This is a genomic window from Flavobacterium qiangtangense (assembly GCF_042658345.1).
Taxonomy (GTDB): domain Bacteria; phylum Bacteroidota; class Bacteroidia; order Flavobacteriales; family Flavobacteriaceae; genus Flavobacterium; species Flavobacterium qiangtangense.
This window is the reverse complement of sequence record NZ_JBHSQB010000021.1, coordinates 243,732-261,911: the sequence shown is the minus strand read 5'-3', so window position 1 is coordinate 261,911 and position 18,180 is coordinate 243,732. Positions and strand designations below refer to the sequence as shown.

At 36.3% G+C, this 18,180-nt stretch carries 16 protein-coding genes; 8 read left to right on the top strand and 8 right to left on the bottom strand.

Annotated elements, in window-relative coordinates; all coding sequences use genetic code 11:
* The 3 genes from ACFPVY_RS17865 to ACFPVY_RS17855 all read left to right on the top strand — a co-directional run.
* A partial coding sequence (locus tag ACFPVY_RS17865; RefSeq protein WP_379793535.1) for an OmpA family protein occupies positions 1-754 on the top strand: 754 nt, incomplete at its 5' end.
* A gap of 331 nt (positions 755-1,085) precedes the next feature.
* Positions 1,086-1,814 carry a metallophosphoesterase family protein gene (locus tag ACFPVY_RS17860; RefSeq protein WP_379793534.1) on the top strand — a complete coding sequence of 243 codons (729 nt, stop codon included), beginning with the start codon at positions 1,086-1,088 and terminating at the stop codon, positions 1,812-1,814.
* A gap of 51 nt (positions 1,815-1,865) precedes the next feature.
* Complete coding sequence (locus ACFPVY_RS17855) at positions 1,866-2,357, top strand: DUF6646 family protein (protein ID WP_379793533.1); 492 nt, start codon at positions 1,866-1,868, stop codon at positions 2,355-2,357.
* A 103-nt stretch (positions 2,358-2,460) separates the two neighbouring features.
* On the opposite strand, the gene ACFPVY_RS17850 is transcribed toward ACFPVY_RS17855, so the two are convergent.
* Positions 2,461-2,832: a carboxypeptidase-like regulatory domain-containing protein gene (locus ACFPVY_RS17850; RefSeq protein ID WP_379793532.1), complete on the bottom strand. Its 372-nt coding sequence runs from the start codon at positions 2,830-2,832 to the stop codon at positions 2,461-2,463.
* Positions 2,833-3,030: 198 nt separating this feature from the next.
* On the opposite strand from ACFPVY_RS17850, the gene egtB reads away from it, so the two are divergent.
* The 3 genes from egtB (at position 3,031) to ACFPVY_RS17835 (ending at position 6,204) form a co-directional block, all read left to right on the top strand.
* Positions 3,031-4,176, top strand: coding sequence for an ergothioneine biosynthesis protein EgtB (egtB, locus tag ACFPVY_RS17845; protein WP_379793544.1), 1,146 nt, complete (start codon positions 3,031-3,033; stop codon positions 4,174-4,176).
* 5 nt (positions 4,177-4,181) lie between these two features.
* Entirely contained in the window at positions 4,182-5,141 is a 960-nt protein-coding gene (locus ACFPVY_RS17840) for an L-histidine N(alpha)-methyltransferase (protein ID WP_379793531.1), read from the top strand.
* Between the two features lie 154 nt (positions 5,142-5,295).
* Positions 5,296-6,204 carry an Abi family protein gene (locus tag ACFPVY_RS17835; RefSeq protein WP_379793530.1) on the top strand — a complete coding sequence of 303 codons (909 nt, stop codon included), beginning with the start codon at positions 5,296-5,298 and terminating at the stop codon, positions 6,202-6,204.
* A gap of 57 nt (positions 6,205-6,261) precedes the next feature.
* Here the strand turns inward: ACFPVY_RS17835 and amaB are convergent, their stop codons facing one another.
* The 3 genes from amaB to ACFPVY_RS17820 form a co-directional block, all read right to left on the bottom strand.
* Positions 6,262-7,815 carry an L-piperidine-6-carboxylate dehydrogenase gene (gene amaB / locus ACFPVY_RS17830; protein WP_379793529.1) on the bottom strand — a complete coding sequence of 518 codons (1,554 nt, stop codon included), beginning with the start codon at positions 7,813-7,815 and terminating at the stop codon, positions 6,262-6,264.
* A 617-nt stretch (positions 7,816-8,432) separates the two neighbouring features.
* Positions 8,433-8,972, bottom strand: coding sequence for a 3-hydroxyanthranilate 3,4-dioxygenase (locus ACFPVY_RS17825; RefSeq protein ID WP_379793528.1), 540 nt, complete (start codon positions 8,970-8,972; stop codon positions 8,433-8,435).
* Positions 8,973-9,036: 64 nt separating this feature from the next.
* A complete protein-coding gene (locus tag ACFPVY_RS17820) occupies positions 9,037-10,083 on the bottom strand; it encodes an endonuclease/exonuclease/phosphatase family protein (protein ID WP_379793527.1) in 1,047 nt (348 codons plus the stop codon).
* Positions 10,084-10,221: 138 nt separating this feature from the next.
* Here ACFPVY_RS17820 and ACFPVY_RS17815 point away from each other — a divergent pair, with 138 nt between their 5' ends.
* Together ACFPVY_RS17815 and ACFPVY_RS17810 are read left to right on the top strand one after the other, a co-directional pair.
* Entirely contained in the window at positions 10,222-13,014 is a 2,793-nt protein-coding gene (locus ACFPVY_RS17815) for a carboxypeptidase-like regulatory domain-containing protein (RefSeq protein ID WP_379793526.1), read from the top strand.
* Positions 13,015-13,038: 24 nt separating this feature from the next.
* Positions 13,039-14,451, top strand: coding sequence for a DUF5689 domain-containing protein (locus tag ACFPVY_RS17810; protein WP_379793525.1), 1,413 nt, complete (start codon positions 13,039-13,041; stop codon positions 14,449-14,451).
* Positions 14,452-14,568: 117 nt separating this feature from the next.
* Here the strand turns inward: ACFPVY_RS17810 and ACFPVY_RS17805 are convergent, their stop codons facing one another.
* The 4 genes from ACFPVY_RS17805 to ACFPVY_RS17790 all read right to left on the bottom strand — a co-directional run bounded on the left by ACFPVY_RS17805 (position 14,569) and on the right by ACFPVY_RS17790 (position 18,019).
* The gene (locus ACFPVY_RS17805; RefSeq protein ID WP_379793524.1) at positions 14,569-15,717 is read right to left on the bottom strand and encodes an ATP-binding protein; all 1,149 of its coding nucleotides are present in this window, start codon (positions 15,715-15,717) and stop codon (positions 14,569-14,571) included.
* Positions 15,718-15,807: 90 nt separating this feature from the next.
* Complete coding sequence (locus tag ACFPVY_RS17800) at positions 15,808-16,560, bottom strand: SDR family NAD(P)-dependent oxidoreductase (protein ID WP_379793522.1); 753 nt, start codon at positions 16,558-16,560, stop codon at positions 15,808-15,810.
* Positions 16,561-16,582: 22 nt separating this feature from the next.
* Positions 16,583-17,086, bottom strand: a complete 504-nt coding sequence (locus ACFPVY_RS17795) for a DUF6438 domain-containing protein (RefSeq protein ID WP_379793521.1) — start codon at positions 17,084-17,086, stop codon at positions 16,583-16,585.
* Between the two features lie 60 nt (positions 17,087-17,146).
* Complete coding sequence (locus ACFPVY_RS17790) at positions 17,147-18,019, bottom strand: aldo/keto reductase (protein WP_379793543.1); 873 nt, start codon at positions 18,017-18,019, stop codon at positions 17,147-17,149.
* Positions 18,020-18,180: the final 161 nt, after the last annotated feature.

The window sequence follows — 18,180 nt, the reverse complement described above, 5'->3', positions numbered from 1 at the left end:
TGTTGGCGAGCCGGTAAACACCTCGAAAGACGACTTCGCATTCTCGTTCAACAAGACAAAGAACGTGGGTTTCTTCTCAAGCAACAAGACAGGAAAAGACAAGATATACCAGGCTAATCCGGTTTGTGGTGTTCAGGCAATTGCAACTGTTAAAGATGCAAAAACTGGAAAAACCTTATCTGGAGCGAGAGTTGCTATCTTAGATGACAAAAAGAATGTTATCGAGACAAGAAATTCTGGTGCAGACGGTATCGTTTCTTATAACGTTGATTGCAACAAAGCTTATACTTTTCAAGTTGCAAAAGATGGTTTTGAAAGCAATACTTTTCCAATTGCAAAAACAAATGGCGGTGTCGTGAATATTGCTGCTGACTTGCAACCAATTGATGTTATTGTGACTGAAAAAGAAATTATTTTGAAAGAAATTTTCTTTGAATTCAATAAATCAAATATCACCCAAGAAGGTGCTTTTGAATTAGATAAGTTAGTTCAAGTTATGAAAAATAACGGTCAACTTGTTATCATGGTTAAAGGACACACAGATAACAGAGGAAGCGACCAATACAACATGAATTTGTCTGACAGAAGAGCGAAAGCAACTGTTCAGTACGTTATTTCAAAAGGTATTGCTGCAAGCAAAATTTCAGGAAAAGGTTATGGCGAAAGCGAGCCTAAAGTGGACTGCAAAGAAAACTGTACTGAAGAAGAACACGCTCAAAACAGAAGAAGTGAATTCTTAATTGTAAAAAAATAATCTTCTTTTTATATTTTAAAAGGTGGCCAATTGGCCACCTTTTTTTGCTTTTATTGAACTGTAATTCGCCAAAAAATAACTGCTATTGGTACACAATCTTGTAAAAGCTAACTGGTATTCAAATGGATTCAGATAGCCCCGATGCAAGGGAAAATCCTCGCATTTTTATTGCGAGATTTGGAAAGGCAGCGGGAAAATGGATTACTGATTGAACTCAGACATTCGCTCAAAAATCAACTTTAATTAACAAATTAGAAGATTCCTTTAACACGAAAAACTGGTAGAAACGGCGATTTTTAAATTATATTTGTGAAAAGAGACTTACAAAGAAATGAACAGAACTTTAGTAATCGGCGACATCCACGGAGGCCTTCGCGCGCTTCATCAGATTTTTGAAAGAGCAAATGTCACCACAAACGACACCTTAATTTTTCTTGGAGATTATGTTGATGGCTGGAGCGAATCGCCCGAAGTCATTATTTTTTTAATGAAATTGAAGGAAACGCACGCTTGCATTTTTCTTCGAGGAAACCACGATGATTTGCTGCTTTCTTGGCTTGAAATCAACAAGGACAATCCGCAGTGGTTTAATCACGGAGGCAAGATTACGATGGAAAAATACAGCCTTTTGTCTGAAGCTGAAAAGCAACCGCATATTGAGTTTTTAAAGCTTCTGGAAAACTATTATCTCGACGAAGAAAACCGTTTGTTCATTCACGCAGGTTTCACAAACTTGAACGGAGTCGCGTATGAATATTTCCCAAAAATGTTTTATTGGGAACGAACGCTTTGGGAAAACGCACTTTCATTAGATCCAAAAATTGAGAAAGACAGTCCTTATTATCCCAAAAGATTTACGCTTTATAAAGAAATCTTCATCGGGCACACGCCTGTCACGCGCGTTGGCGAAACCAATCCGATGAACAAAGCAAACGTTTGGAATGTCGATACTGGCGCCGCATTTCGTGGACCGTTAACGATTTTAGATATTGATACCAAAGAGTTTTGGCAAAGCGATCCGCTTCCAGAGTTATATCCAGATGAAAACGGAAGAAATTAAATTTGTTGTAATTTCGTATTAAATCGTATATTTGTAGAAAATAACAAACACATGAAGAGAATTATAACATTGGCTTTGTTTTTAACAGCAGGCTTCGCAAACGCTCAAGCTTTTAGTGGAAAAGGTGACGATAAATTTCAAGTTGGAGTCAATTTTCAAGATATGGCAACCGGAATTATGGCAACTTATGACCACGGAATCGGTGAAAACATGTCGATCGGGGTTTACACGACCTATCTTTTAGGAACTGATAATAATCTTGGTGATCCAAAATTTGACGACCGTTTTGATGTAAAAGCACGTTTCAGCGCAAACATCGGAAACGTTATCGGCTTGCCAGAACAAGTTGATATTTACCCAGGTTTGAATCTTGGTTTGAGAAATTTTGGAGCGCATTTGGGCGGACGTTATTTTTTCACAAGTGGTTTTGGTGTTTTCACAGAATTGAGCACGCCGATCGCCAGATATGACAGCGATGTTTTTGGATATGAGCATTTAAACAACCAATTTACGGTAAGTTTAAGCGCTTCTTTCAACTTATAAAAATCAAAAAATCCGATTCAAAATTAACTGAATCGGATTTTTTTTAGAAGCAAATTTTAAGCTTCTTTTAAACTTTGCCCATATAGTCGAAATAAATTATCGTTTATTCTGGTTGCAAAGACACATTTAAAGTTTCTGTCAGAACATGGCATACGTTTGCTTCCACAGTGACAACTGGCGAAGTATAAGTTTGATAACCCTCTTTTGAAACCGTTACCACATAATTTCCGGCGCGTTCTCCAGCTCCAATAAAAGTAGGAACGCTTTCCACAATCTCCAAAGTTTCAGAATACGTTCCGTCCACGGCTTTCACCAAAACTCCTTCTTGCAAAACGGCATTTGTAACCGCATCTTTGACATTTACGTTCAAACCATAAACAAATTCTTCGGTACAATTTGTCACGCCGTCGTTACTGTCATCATTGCTGTTGCAAGAAATAGCCAAAACCGACATAAATAATAAAATTTTTTTCATAGTATTTTTTCTTTTTAGACGTAAACATTTTCAAAAGGTTGCTTCCAAATTCTCACAAACTTTAAAATATTTTAGTCGCTAAGAATTTGAAGTCACTAAAAAGCACCATTTCACAACTGTTATAAAATGGTTAAAATCGAAGCTTTCAAAATTCTCCCGAAACTTTCTTTGTAAATTTATGTGACAACAAACAAACGAATGACGCTTTCAGAACAATACAATTCCGTTAGAAAACACTCCGAAATCATCTGTCAGCCCTTGAAAACAGAAGATTTTGTACCACAGCCTGTGAACTTTGTGAGCCCGCCGAAATGGCATTTGGCGCATTCCACCTGGTTTTTCGAGCAATTTGTCTTGAAAGAACATTTGCCAGATTATAAAGTTTTCAACGACGATTTTTCCTTTCTTTTCAATAGTTATTACAACACCGTTGGCAAGCGCGTTTTTCGTGCCGACCGAGGAAACATCACGCGTCCCGGTGTTCAGGAAGTTTTTGAATACCGCGCGTATGTAGATATGCACATGCAAATTTTATTGCAGTTGAAATCGGAAGAACTGAGAGAATTGCTGGAACTCGGATTAAATCACGAACAGCAACATCAAGAGTTATTGCTAACTGACATTAAATATATTCTGGGACACAACCCAATTTTCCCAATCTACAACGAAGATTTAGATTGGGAAAACGACACGAATGCTGAAACTGGTTTTGCAAAAATTGAAGAAGGAATTTATGAAATTGGCCACGATTCTGAAGCTTTTTCCTTCGATAACGAACACGGAAATCACAACGTTTATTTGCACGAATTTGAGATTTCGAAAACTTTGGTTACAAACTCAGAATATCTTGAATTTATAAACGCTGACGGCTATAAAAATTTCAAATATTGGCTAGACGAAGGTTGGTCTTGGGTGACCGAAAATAAAATCGAAGCGCCCTTGTATTGGCATAAAATCGACGGCGAGTGGTTTCATTTTACAATGAACGGTTTGCAGAAAGTGAATCCCGAAGCTGTTGTCACGCACGTCAGTTTTTATGAAGCTTCTGCTTTTGCCGAATGGAAAAAAATGCGACTTCCAACAGAATTTGAATGGGAAATTGCATCCGAAAAATTCAACTGGGGAAAGCGCTGGGAATGGACAAATTCGGCTTATTTACCGTATCCAAATTTTAAAAAACCAGAAGGCGCAATCGGCGAATACAACGGAAAATTTATGGTAAACCAAATGGTTTTACGTGGTTCAAGTTGCGCAACGCCACCAAATCACAGCCGAAAAACATATCGGAATTTCTTTCACACAGACGAACGTTGGCAATTCAACAGCATTCGTTTGGCAAAATAAAAAACATGAAAATCAATACTCCAACATACAACAAAGCCTTTGCGGAAGACGTTTTAAAAGGTTTGTCCGACGAAAAAAAGCATCTTTCTTCGCGTTATTTTTATGACGATGAAGGAAGTCATATTTTTCAGCAAATTATGGAAATGCCAGAATATTATCCAACGAATTGCGAGTTTGAAATTTTGTCTGAACAGTCAGAGCAGATTTTGGAACAATTAAATTTCAATGGAAAATTCAATATTGTAGAGTTCGGTTCTGGCGACGGAATCAAAACCAAACAGTTGCTAAAAACTTTTTTGGGTAAAAATGCAGATTTTACGTATGTTCCGATAGATATTTCTGAAGAAGCGATTTTGATTTTGGAGGAAAACATTCGTGTGTCGCTTCCGGAAATCAAGATGAATTCTAAAATTGGCGACTACTTTGATATTTTGGCTGACATTTCTAAAGATGAAACCCCGAATTTGTTTTTATTTTTAGGAGGAAACATCGGGAATTATAAAAAAGAAGACGCGATTGATTTGCTTCAAAAATTTGCTTCCGGAATGAAAAAAGGAGACAAATTGCTGATGGGAATTGACTTGCAGAAAAGTCCGAGAACGATTCAAAAAGCCTACGACGACCCACACGGAATCACGAAAGCATTCAATATGAATTTGTTAAAAAGAATTAATCGTGAGTTGGAAGCTGATATTGATTTAAGCCAATTTGATTTTTATTGCCATTATAATCCTGAAAACGGCGAAGTAAATAGTTATTTGTTCAGTTTGGCGCAACAAAGTTTCGACTCAAAAGTGCTCAATAGATCGTTTACTTTTCAAAAAGGGGAAACCATCTGGACAGAGCTTTCTAAAAAATACAGCTTTTCTGAAATTGAAGAATTAGCCGAGAAATTGGATTTTAAAGTCTTGGAAAATTTCTTGGATTCTAAGAATTATTTCACGGATAGTTTGTGGGAGAAGTGATTAATTAAACAAGTAAATTTCAAACAAATTATGTTAATAACTTTACCAAAATTGTTTATAAGCTAAATAAAAAGTATTACTTTTGTACTAATCGAACTCGCCACGCTTCTTTTACTTAACTGTAATAGCGCACCCAGGCGAGTCTTTTTTTTATATGATGGCCAAACAATCTGAGTATCCGAAAAAGATTATTTCTTTTGATTTACAAATCAAACAGCTTATTGAACGAGGATTGATTATCAACAACCCCGAATTAGCAAAAGACTTTCTTAAAAATATAAGTTATTTTAGGCTTCAGGGCTATTGGTGGGAATTTCAAAATGACAAAACAAATCACGAATTTAAACCTGATACAACTTTTGAAAATGTCATTGAGCTATACACTTTCGACAGAAAGTTGCGTTTAATCATTTTTGATGCGATTGAACGAATAGAAGTTGCTTTAAGAACTAAAATGATTTATTATTTGTCAGTAGAAAAAGACCAATGGTGGTTTGAAAATAAGGATGTTTTCTTTTCAGAGTCTTTTTTCAAAGACTCACTTTTTGAGATTGATAAAGAATTAGATAGAACTAAAGAAATATTTATTGAATCACACTTTAAAAAATATGGGAAGGACTCAAGACCTCCAGCGTACAAAACTCTTGAAGTAATTTCATTTGGTTGTTTGTCAAAGCTTTACAGTAATTTAAGCAATGAAATTGGCGCCAAAAATAGAATTGCAAAAGAATTTAATCTTCCTAATTACAATTATTTAAAAAGCTGGTTGCAGTCTTTTAACGTGATAAGGAATATCATTGCACATCACAGTCGTTTATGGAATAGAAATATTCACTTCGCGCCAAAATCATTAGATAAACCAACGTCAGAGTTCATCACCGTTCCTAACAATATTAACTCATTGTATCATAGTTTGTCTTGTATTATTTACATTTTAAATAAAGTTTCAAACGGGCACACGATTAAAGGTAAGCTAATTCGATTGTTTGAAAATAATCAAAAGCGATATTTAACGGAAATGGGGTTTCCTGAAAACTGGAAAGAACAACTACTTTGGAAATAAAAAAAATCCCTCCAGTTTTCACCAGCGGGATTTCTTAAAAAAATTCTATTATCTTTCTTACAAATCAAACTTAATCCCTTGAGCCAAAGGTAAATTCGTAGTGTAATTGATTGTATTTGTCTGTCTTCTCATATATACTTTCCAAGCGTCAGAACCAGATTCGCGTCCGCCACCCGTTTCTTTTTCACCACCAAAAGCGCCACCAATTTCAGCACCTGAAGTTCCGATGTTTACGTTGGCAATTCCGCAGTCAGAACCAGCAACAGAAAGGAATCTTTCTGCTTCGCGCAAATTATTGGTCATAATTGCAGAAGACAATCCTTGCGCCACTCCGTTTTGAATAGCGATAGCGTTATCAACATCTCCGTCATATTTCAATAAGTATAAAACTGGAGCAAAAGTTTCGTGTTGCACAATTTCATAATGACCTTCTGCTTCTGCGATGGCAGGTTTTACGTAGCATCCGCTTTCGTAACCTTCGCCAGAAAGAACGCCACCTTCAACGATGATTTTCCCACCTTCAGCAACAACTTTTGTCAAAGCTTTGTTGTACATTTCCACAGCATGCGTATCGATTAGCGGTCCAACATGATTGTTTTGGTCTAAAGGATTTCCGATTTTCAATTGGCCATAAGCCGAAACAATCGCGTCTCTTACTTTGTCATAAATACTTTCGTGGATAATCAAACGACGCGTTGATGTGCAACGTTGCCCGGCAGTTCCAACGGCGCCAAAAACAGCACCGATAACCGTCATTTTCACGTCAGCATCTGGAGTAACGATGATGGCATTGTTTCCGCCTAATTCTAATAACGAACGACCTAAACGTCCCGCAACAGTTTGCGCCACGATTTTACCCATTCTTGTTGAACCCGTAGCCGAAACCAACGGTACACGAACGTCAGAAGTCATCCATTCTCCAACTTTGTAATCTCCGTTGATCAAGCAAGAAATTCCTTCTGGAAGATTGTTTTCTTTTAAAACTTCGGCGATAATATTTTGACAAGCAACACCACACAAAGGTGTTTTTTCAGATGGTTTCCAAACGCAAACGTCTCCGGCAATCCAAGCCAAAGCCGTATTCCAAGACCAAACCGCTACTGGAAAGTTGAACGCAGAAATAATTCCTACGATTCCAAGTGCGTGATATTGATCATACATTCTGTGTCCAGGACGTTCAGAGTGCATCGTGAAACCATGCAATTGGCGTGACAAACCAACGGCAAAATCGCAGATGTCAATCATTTCTTGTACTTCGCCAAGACCTTCTTGCAATGATTTTCCCATTTCATAAGAAACCAATTTTCCAAGAGCGTCTTTTTTCTCACGCAATTTTTGTCCGAATTGGCGAACAATTTCGCCACGTTGCGGCGCTGGCATCATACGAAAAGTTTTGAAAGCTTCAGTTGCGCTTTGCATTACTTTTTCATAATCTTCCTTAGTTGTCGTTTTTACTTTTCCAATTAATTGACCGTCAACTGGTGAGTAGCTTTCTAGGATTTCTCCGTTTGAAAACCATGAATTTCCTGTTGAAGTTCCTTCGTTAATTTCTTTGATGCCTAGTTGTTGCAAGGCTTCCTGCATTCCGAATTGATTTGCTGTTGTTGCCATTTATAACTTTTTGATTGTAAATTGTAATATTTTTTGCGAAGTTATGATTTATAGGTGGAATTTGCGAATTAAAATGCGATTTTGGCAATATACAGTCATTGCGATCCCGAAACTTCGGGAGAAGCGATCGCATAATAAAAGTTTAGAGGTTTCAAAACACAGATTTCACGAATTTAAAAAACAACGCAGATTATTTTTTAGAAGCAAATAACAACTGATTTTCAGCGAGCCCTTTTCCTGCTGCAGCCACTCGCTTTAAACTGGTTTGGCCACCAGTTTAAGAGCTCAAACAATGGCAGCATCAGGGCTATTTGAGAAACTACTTGCTTTCTTGGAAAGGTCAGTCTCAATCTTTGTCGACAAACTGCGTCAATAGCTCCGATTGTAGCGGAAACCCCGGAAACAAAAAAAGCCAGTGTTTTTATTTTAAAAAAGCGACCGGAGGTCCCGAAACTTCGGGACTTTTTAAAATTTAAAAACACGGCTTTTTTGTTGCGTGCCGAAGTTTCTGGATTGATGCTAAAGGCGGGAAATTGCTCCTAAAAAAATTACTTGTCTTGTGTAATTTTGATTATGAGATTGCTTCTCCCGAAGTTTCGGGATCGCAATGAAGGGAGTTATCGTTTTAATGTATATCTTTTGTCGGCTTCCATGATGGTGCCGCATTTGTTGCATTGGCGCAAGGCTTTTGAGTTGTAAAAATGCTGGAAATGTGGGAGAAAATCTTTTTCGATGTTGTTTAATTCGAAGTAAACGTCATATAATTTGTGATTGCAGTTGTCGCAGAACCAAAGAAGTCCGTCGGTGTAGCCTTTTCCGGCACGTTTTCTTTCGATTACCAACCCGATGGAACCTGCAGAACGAACTGGCGAATGCGGTGTTTTTGCGGGATGAAGGTACATATCGCCGGCATGAAGTTCCATTTCTTTGCGTTCGCCGTCTTCTTGAATAATTACTTTTATCGAACCTTCGAGCTGGTAAAAAAGTTCTTCGGTTTCATTATAATGGTAGTCTTTTCTTGCATTTGGACCTGCAACAATCATCACGATATAATCTTCTGAATCTACGTATATATTTTTATTCCCGACTGGTGGTTTTAAAAGGTGTCGGTTTTCATCAATCCATTTGTTTAGATTGAACGGTTTTGAAATTGCCATAATTTTAAATTTGATATAAATTTACTAAAAATAAAAAAGGCTAGCGAAAACTAGCCTTTAAAATTTATTTTACTTCTTTAATCAGATAGACATAAACCGGAAAGTGGTCACTGAAACCGACTTGGCCGTTTGAATTTCTGAGCGGATATCCTTTATATTGTCCGGTTGTTTGTGTGAGGAACGGTTTGTTGTAAACGCCTGCTTTCCAGAAACGGTACGAGTTATAATCTTTTCTAATTAATGGTTCAGAAAGGATCATTTGGTCAAATAAATCCCAGGCGTCGCGGTAAGCAAGGGTTCCGATTCCTTTGTTTGCCATTTCTTCCATTGGGTTGTACATTCCTCTTTCTTTAGTTTCTTCTTTTTTAGCTTTTGCTTCTAATTCAACTTTTACACTCTTATTATAAGGTCCGTCATTTAAATCACCCATTGTAATGACTTTTGCATTTGGATTGATTGTGTAAAGTGAATCGATAATTTTTCTGTTTAACCTTCCGGCAGCTTCACGGTTTGGGCTTGATTTTTTCTCTCCGCCTGAACGTGATGGCCAGTGATTTACGATAAAATTAATTTCTTCTCCGTCAAGTAAACCAGTAACTACTAACTGATCACGTGTGTAAATTCTTTTTGTTTTATCAGATTGATCATAAATAATTAGAGGCACGTTAATATAGCTTGTTGGTTTAAAGTGCTTTTTTTGGTATAAAAGGCCAACGTCAATTCCTCTTTTATCGGGAGAATCGAAGTGAACGATTCCATAATCTTTGTTGATCAAAAGTGGTTGCTTTACCAAATCTTCTAAAACGCCACGGTTTTCAACTTCGGCAACGCCAATTACTACTGGTGATTCTTTTTGCTGATCGCTTGTTCCGATTTCAGCTAATGTTCTGCTTAAGTTACCTAATTTTTTCTTGTATTTTTCAAGTGTCCAGCGCTGTGTTCCTGTTGGAGTATATTCTTCATCATTCACATCAACATTGTTAATTGTGTCGAACAGGTTTTCCACATTATAAAATGCAACTGTTTGCACTTTAAATTTTTTTTCTTGCGCAAATGCACTGTTTAATGATAATAAAACAATGAAAAGGCCGATTGAATTTCTAATTCTCATAAATCGCTATATTAATTTAATATCAAGTTTTCTAACAAACTTGAGGGCAAAAGTAATTAATATTATTAAAAGTTATACATTTGCACCCTGTTAAGAAATAATTAACTTAACGACAGAGACTTAATTTTAATTTTATTTATGAAAAAACTTGTAATTAGTATTCTTTTTGTGATGCAAGTCGTTTTTGCTTTTGCACAGCAAGGCTCTTTAGTTAAAGGGAAAGTTGTGGATTCAAAGACACAAAAACCTTTGCAAAACGTTGTTGCAACGCTACAAAACACAACCTTGACGACTTTAACAAATTCTGATGGTATTTTTGTTTTTGAAAGCGCACCGGCAGGAACCCATTTGTTAGAAATTTCTAGCACTGGTTATTCTCGCCAAATTTTATCAATTGAAGTGGCGGGATTTCCGCTTGACATTGGTCTTGTTGTTTTAGAAGAAGATATTACTACTGAACAACAGTTAAGTTTGATTACCATTACTGAGAACGATCTTGGCGATGATAATAGCGGTTCTGAAAGTACTGCAGGTTTATTACAAGCTACAAGAGATGTATTTAATCAAGCGGCGGCTTTTAACTTTGGCCAAGCTAGATTTCGTGTAAGAGGTTTGGATAACGAGTATGGAAAAACTATGATTAATGGTGTTTCTATGAACAAAATCTATGACGGAAGACCACAATGGAGCAACTGGGGTGGTTTAAATGATGCTACAAGAAACCAAGAATTTTCAATGGGATCAGCTCCGTCTGATTATACATTTGGTGGAATTTTGGGAACTCAGGAAATCAACACAAGAGCGTCATTCTACAGACCGGGATCAAGAATTTCTTTCTCTGGAACTAATACAAATTATAGCTGGAGAATGATGGCTACACATGCATCTGGAATGAATAAAGACGGATGGGCTTATGTGATTTCTGCGGGAAGAAGATGGGCTGAAGAAGGTTATTTTGATGGAACAGATTACAGCGCAAATTCATTTTTCGCAAGTGTGGAGAAAAGAATCAATGACAAGCACAGCTTGAACTTTACTTCAATTTATGCTCAAAACAGCAGAGGTAAGAACTCTCCAAATACTCAGGAAGTTACTGATTTAGCTGGAGAAAAATACAATTCTTATTGGGGTTGGCAAAATGGAAAGAAAAGAAACTCAAGAGACAAAGATGTTGAAGAGCCAATTCTTATGTTAAGCCACTACTGGAAAATTAACGATAAAAACAGCTTAAACACAAACGTTGCTTACCAATTTGGTAAAATCGGGAACAGTCGTTTAGATTTTAACTTTACAAGAAATCCAGATCCAACGTATTATAGAAATCTTCCAAGTTATTTTACGACTATGCATACTTCTGCAGGTCAATATGTTGGAGATCAAGAGCCAAATCTTGGATACGCTGCTGGAGCTAGAGAAAATTTCTTAGCTAACAGACAAATCAATTGGGATAAACTATACAGAGACAACGCTGAAAACGGAGAATCTCTTGCAATCCTTTATGAAGATAGAACTGATGACAAGCAATTTACAGCGAACTCAATTTTAAATTCACAACTTTCTGACAACATCATCTTAAACGCTGGTGCAAACTACAGAAAATTGAAGTCACATAATTTCCAAAGTGTTCTGGATCTTTTAGGAGGAACATCTTACCTTGACATTGATCCATTTTTGAGTGGAATCAGACAAGAATCAGACATCGACAATCCACAAAGAAAAGTTGTTGTTGGAGATGAATTTGGATACAATTATAACTTGACAGCAGATATTGTTGACGCATTTACTCAATTCAAATTCAGCTATACAAAGTTTGACTTTTACATGGCGCAATCTTTCTCTCGTTCTGAATACCAAAGAGAAGGTTTGTACAGAAATGGTAACTATGAAAACAATTCAAAAGGTAAAAGTGCTAAAGCAACTTTTGAAAACTTTGGTTTCAAGGGAGGTTTGACATATAAATTAACAGGTCGTCATTTGTTTGATGTTAACGCTGCATATATGACACAAGCTCCTTCGTTAAGAAATACATTTCCAAATGCTCGTGTAAACAATAATATTGTTGCCGATTTAGAAAGTGAAAATATCACAAGCGTTGACGCAAGTTATATTATCAGAGCGCCAAAATTGAAAGCAAGAATCACGGGATATTATTCAACAATTAAAAATTCTACTGACATTGGTTTCTATTTTGCAGAAGGTCTTGGAGTATTAACTTCAGAACAACAAACAGATTTAGGAAGTACAGCAAACGCATTCGTTTCTGAAGTTGTAACTGGTTCAAACAAAAAGAACTTAGGTGGAGAACTTGGAATTGAATATCAATTAACTCCAACAATTAAAGTAACAGGAGTTGCGGCTTATGGTCAATACACTTATGACAACAACCCTAATGTAAAATTAAACGTAGATAACCTTCGTCAAGTAATTGATTTTGGAACAGCTTACATGAAAGATTACAAACAACCAGGAATGCCTCAACAAGCTTACTCATTTGGAATTGAATATAGAGATCCAAAATTCTGGTGGATTGGTGCAAACGCTAACTACTTGGCAGACAATTATTCTGATATTTCACCGTTATTAAGAACTAATAACTTTTTAGTGAATTCTGACGACGTTGATGGTTTCCCTTATGATGCGTCACCAGAACAAGTAAAAGCACTTTTGAAGCAAGAAAAGTTTGATCCTGCAACAATTTTCAACCTTGTTGGTGGAAAATCTTGGAGAATTAACGGTAAAACGTTAGGTTTATTCGCAAGTGTTAACAACGTATTTGATAAAACGTACAAAACAGGTGGATTTGAACAAGCAAGAAATGCTAACTTTGGTCAAGTATCTCAAGATTTACAAGGACCAACTCGTTCATTTGGCCCAAAATATTTTTATGGCTACGGAAGAAATTATTTCGTAAACATCTATTTAAATTTCTAATTAAAAAAACAAAATCGCGTACATATGAAAACAAATTTCTTAAAATCAATTTTATGCATCGCTATGACATCAGTTATTTTTACTGGATGTGTTAATGATGACGATTATGCAATTCCTTCGTTAGATTGTGTTGATAGTGCTCCTGCGGCTACAAAAACTGTTGCTGAAATTTATGCACAAACAACAACAACAGCAACTCTTTATGCTGCTAATGATGTTATTGAAGCAAGAGTGGTATCAAGTGACAAAGGTGGTAACTTTTACAAAATCATCTATATGGTTTCACTTGACGGAACAAGAGGTTTCAGCGTTGCAGTAAACCAATCTGACCTTTTTACAGATTACAATGTGGGAAGAAAAGTGGCTATCAAGCTTCAAGGACTTTACACGCAAATTAGAAACAATACGTTACAAATCGGAGCTCTTTACCAAGGAAACGTTGGTCAAATTGCAGCAGCAGAATATCCTGCAAAATTAGCTAGAACTTGTGACATTGTTGATGAAGAAACTTTGGTAAATTCAATCACGCTTTCTCAAATCTCAAATGACTACATCGGTAAGTTAATTGAATTACAAGATGTTCAATTTGCAGATTCAGCTTTAGGTCAAAACTATTATAACCCTGCAAACGTTGTTGGTTCAGAAACAAATCATCAAATTACTGATGCAACTGGAGCTACATTAATCTTTAGAACTGGTAATTTCGCAGAATACAAAGGAAACCCTGTTTCAAGCAAAAGCGGAAAAATCAGAGGTATTTTGACTAAATTCGGTACTGATTTTCAATTTGTTGCAAGATATACAACAGATATTAAATTGACAGAAGACAGAATTGGTGGTGAGCCAGAAACTCCGGAAGAACCAGAAACTCCAGAAAACCCTGGAACAACTCCGCCAGAATTGGCAGGAACTCTATTGTTTGCAGGTGGTAACTTTAACAACTACCCAGCATTCATCGCATCTGTAAACAGCTTTGGTCTTAAGCCTTATGCAACTGAAAGCCCAGCAAATGGTCTTGGTGGAACAACAGCTTTACGTATCAACGGAACTCCAACTGCAAATGACTATGTATTTACAGTAAAAGCTCCAGCAGGTCTTCCAACAAACGCAACAAAAATTACGTTTTGGATCAAAGGTACTGCAACAGGAAAAGCGTTATCTTTTAACGTTAACCGTTCAACATCTGGTTATGATGTATTCAACCTTTCAAGCTTGTCAGCTCCAGTAACGTTGACTAAAAATACTGAAATCAACACAAGCGGTAACGGTACAAATCAATACACAGGATCGATTAATACAAATAACACTTGGATTAAAGTAACTCTAGACCTTACAGGTGTGCTTTACAACACAACTGCCGGTAACGATATTTTCTCTTTAAAAACAGGAAATGGTGGAGTTTATGACTTGTATATCGATAACTTTATTATTGAATAATAAGGATCAAGATATTTTAAAAGCGGGACAATTGTTCCGCTTTTTTTTTGTCTTTTTTCTTAAAATGTTTTTAGATTTATTCTAAAAATTTATCAGAAATATAGAGCCACACAAAGTCTAATTTTTATCATATTTCATCTTTCGCAAAATACGTAAAGCTTCTTTAAAACTGATATAAACGGTCGAGTTTTCAAAAGCTTTCAGCAATGGTTTTGCATCAATCAATCTTTGTTTTGCATCGTCAAATCCGTTTAAATAGCAAATCATAAATGTAGACGGAAGATTTTCCAAATCCTTCTTTTCCCGATCAGATAAAGGCAGTGATTTTTCTAATTTTGAAAGCAAAGAAATATTTGAATTGTAGATATGAAATAACATCTTCCGATTGTATTCTGGCGGTTCAAAAAGAAATTCAGTTTCAATTTTATAATAACCGTTATCATAAAAATAAATCGTCTGTTTTTCCAGCGGATAATAGCTCGTTTTGTCGTTTAAGCCTAACGGAAGATATTCGGTAATAGAAAAAGTGTTGTGGTCAAATTCTATAGAAACTTCGTCCAAAGCCGAATAAAAAAGCTTGACTTGTTCGTTCACCAATTCGATGTCCACGCGAGACAAATAGGTTTTTTCTTTGACTTTTTTTGAATGTCCAGCCCAGCAAACCACAAATAATTCCTTAAAAACTTTATACTTCGGAAACATATCTTTGTGACGATTATTCATAAAATCAATCACGCCCTCTAAAGTATGTTCGATGCTGTTTCTCGAATTATTTTCAATGCTGATTACGGTTTCTGTATTTTGGTAATTTCGCTCGACTTCTGATTCTTCTACCGGAATTGAATTGCTTCCTCTTCGAATAAAAGCTTGTTTTGCAATGATCGTATGAATTCCCTTTTTGAAATAAGAAACCCTTTTTTTAGGTTTAATCGTAACTAAACCAACGACTTTATCTTTAGACAAATTCGGAAACGGGACATTTTCATATTGAATTTTCGGAGGATTTTCTAAAAAAGCATTCACTAAATTTTGGATTCGGCTGTCGTCAAAAAAATCATCGCCCACAATTTCATTGTCGTGGTCTTCAACTCCAACAACAATATAAGAATTGTTCGCAGGATTTGAATTGGACAAAGCACAAATATGTTTCAGGAATTTTCCTTTTCCTTCCCGCGTATGCAAGTTCAACTGGCGCTTTTTGTCATAAAAACTGCTCTCGTCATTATGAGCGAGAAGGTTTTTTATAAGGAGGCGTTTGTTGATCATTTCTGGGTTCTGGGTTTTGGTTCAAGGTCCAAGATTAAAAAAAGGCTTTAAGATTTCGGATGAAAGCTTAAAGCCTATTGCTTATTGCGTTTAAATTATTCTATTTACAATTGTCGACGAAGCTTGAGCGGTTGACATCACGACCAAATCAGCGATATTGACATGATAAGGCCTTGTGATTACAAATCGAATAATGTCGGCGATATCTTCTGGTTTTAGCGGTTCAAATCCTTTATAAACATTCGCCGCTCTTTCCGCATCGCCTTTAAAACGTACTTGTGAAAATTCAGTTTCCACCATTCCCGGATGAATTCCTCCCACACGGATTCCGTATTGGTTCAAATCCATTCGCATGCCTTGGTTTATCGCGTCAACAGCGTGTTTTGTGGCGCAATACACATTTCCGTTTGGATAAACTTCTTTTGCGGCCGTAGAACCAATGTTGATAATATGACCGCTTCGTTGTTCCACCATTTTCGGAATTATGGCATGAGAAACATATAATAAACCTTTTACGTTTATGTCAATCATCGCATCCCAATCGTCTAAATCTCCAGTTTCAATTGGATCTAAACCGTGCGCATTTCCAGCATTATTGATCAAAACATCGATTTTAGAAAAATCTGGAGGTAAAGAATCAATTGCTTCTTGAACTGCTTTTTTCTTTCTTACGTCGAAATTTAAAGTGTGCACTTTTGTGCGATGTTCTAATTCGAGTTGCAACTCTGCCAAACGGTCTTCGCGTCGTCCACAGAGAATTAGTTTGAAATTATTTTTGGCTAATTCAATTGCCGTTGCTCTTCCGATGCCACTTGTTGCACCTGTTATTAAGACTGTTTTCATTTTTTATTTCTTTGTTGAAAAATTATTCTTGATGCTTGATAGTTTCAATCTCAAATTTTTCACTGACTTTAGTTAGATTCTCCAAACTGCTTATCTCATAAAGCGTTGCAATAAGATTTGCCGATTCTTCAGGAGGAAACATCGTTTCGATTTCTTTTCGTTTTCCGCCCTGGTAAATAATCATCGATTTTAAGGGAGCGTCACAACAATTTATGCCTTCAAAATTTACGTTTTGCGTTTTTGCTAACTCAGACGTCAGTTTATTGAAAAGGTTATCGCTTAACGTTCCTTTAAAATATTCCAGTTCGTCATTGTTCGCGCTTACTGACGCCTTTTTCATTGTTGAGGTCGACGTTTTTGAAAGTAATATTGATTTGTCGCTATTGACTTGCAAGTTAATTATCGGACAACTTCCAAAACATCTGGAGCTGTGAAAAATAATTTTTTCGAAGTTGTAAGCGTCTTTTTTTGAATTGCAACCGATTAAAATCAGAAATATAAAAGCGTATAAAAAGGAATTTTTCATTTTTGTAATCATTCAGTGTTTGTTTTTAGAAACTTAGGTTCGAGCGACACTCATAACTATTTAAGGAACTTGATTCCCCATACTCTCCGTCCAAATTGAAAACCATTCTTCTCTTTCCAATTTAAACTCCGTAGCTTTAAATAATTGCTGTAATCGCGCCACATTCACGGTTCCTGCAATTGGGATAATTTTTGCCGGATGCTGTAAAACCCAAGACAATAAAATCGTGTCAGAACCCACGTGGTATTTTGAAACCAAATCAGCCAAAAGCGTTTTCAATCGTTTTGTCTGATCTGTATTTTCTCTAAAAACTGTTCCAAGCGGATTCCACGCCATCGGACGAATATTGTTTACTTGCATGTGATCCAAGCTTCCGTTTAACATCGCTTCAAAATCGGTTGCAGAAAATTGGATTTGGTTATAAGAAACTTCGGTTTTGGAACGAATTAAATCCGTTTGCGAAGGTGTAAAATTGGATAAACCAAAATCTAAAATTTTTCCGTCAGATTTCAATTTTTCAACGGCCTCAGCAATTTCTTCCGAATTCATCAACGGACTCGGGCGATGCAGTAAAAGCACATCCAGATAATCTGAATGGAGATTTTTTAATGAATTTTCTACTGACCAAATAATATATTCTTTCGAGTAATCATAATTCTTGACTTTATACGGACGATTTTCTGAGTTTTGAAGAATACCACACTTTGAAATCAATTGTATTTTCTCACGATTGATTTTGCTTTCTGTCAAGGCTTTTCCAAAGGAAGCTTCCGTGGTGTAACCGCCATAAATATCGGCGTGGTCAAAAGTGGTGATTTTATTTTCGAAGCAAACATTGATGAGGTTTGCCATCTCTGAGGTATTGAGATTTTTATCCCAAACACCCCAATTCATAGTTCCCGCAATTATAGGAGATAAGGCTGTTTTCACGATACTAAATTTAAGTTTCTAAATTTATGAAAAGAAAATCATAAATCATCCTTAAAGCCAAGGGTTTCAAATAATTTTTAACAGATTCTTAACGTCTTACCAGTAAATAAATTTTCAATTTGCACCCATCAAACAAAATACTAATTTCACGGCTTTAAATATTA

What these genes read in the sequence shown, in the direction of transcription:
- ACFPVY_RS17805 (WP_379793524.1), bottom strand. Translation starts at nt 15,717, where the DNA reads ATGATCAACAAACGCCTCCTTATAAAAAACCTTCTCGCTCATAATGAC.
- ACFPVY_RS17825 (WP_379793528.1), bottom strand. Translation starts at nt 8,972, where the DNA reads ATGGCAATTTCAAAACCGTTCAATCTAAACAAATGGATTGATGAAAAC.
- ACFPVY_RS17810 (WP_379793525.1), top strand. Translation starts at nt 13,039, where the DNA reads ATGAAAACAAATTTCTTAAAATCAATTTTATGCATCGCTATGACATCA.
- ACFPVY_RS17835 (WP_379793530.1), top strand. Translation starts at nt 5,296, where the DNA reads ATGATGGCCAAACAATCTGAGTATCCGAAAAAGATTATTTCTTTTGAT.
- ACFPVY_RS17795 (WP_379793521.1), bottom strand. Translation starts at nt 17,086, where the DNA reads ATGAAAAATTCCTTTTTATACGCTTTTATATTTCTGATTTTAATCGGT.
- ACFPVY_RS17815 (WP_379793526.1), top strand. Translation starts at nt 10,222, where the DNA reads ATGAAAAAACTTGTAATTAGTATTCTTTTTGTGATGCAAGTCGTTTTT.
- ACFPVY_RS17820 (WP_379793527.1), bottom strand. Translation starts at nt 10,083, where the DNA reads ATGAGAATTAGAAATTCAATCGGCCTTTTCATTGTTTTATTATCATTA.
- amaB (WP_379793529.1), bottom strand. Translation starts at nt 7,815, where the DNA reads ATGGCAACAACAGCAAATCAATTCGGAATGCAGGAAGCCTTGCAACAA.
- ACFPVY_RS17860 (WP_379793534.1), top strand. Translation starts at nt 1,086, where the DNA reads ATGAACAGAACTTTAGTAATCGGCGACATCCACGGAGGCCTTCGCGCG.
- ACFPVY_RS17840 (WP_379793531.1), top strand. Translation starts at nt 4,182, where the DNA reads ATGAAAATCAATACTCCAACATACAACAAAGCCTTTGCGGAAGACGTT.
- ACFPVY_RS17855 (WP_379793533.1), top strand. Translation starts at nt 1,866, where the DNA reads ATGAAGAGAATTATAACATTGGCTTTGTTTTTAACAGCAGGCTTCGCA.
- egtB (WP_379793544.1), top strand. Translation starts at nt 3,031, where the DNA reads ATGACGCTTTCAGAACAATACAATTCCGTTAGAAAACACTCCGAAATC.
- ACFPVY_RS17800 (WP_379793522.1), bottom strand. Translation starts at nt 16,560, where the DNA reads ATGAAAACAGTCTTAATAACAGGTGCAACAAGTGGCATCGGAAGAGCA.
- ACFPVY_RS17850 (WP_379793532.1), bottom strand. Translation starts at nt 2,832, where the DNA reads ATGAAAAAAATTTTATTATTTATGTCGGTTTTGGCTATTTCTTGCAAC.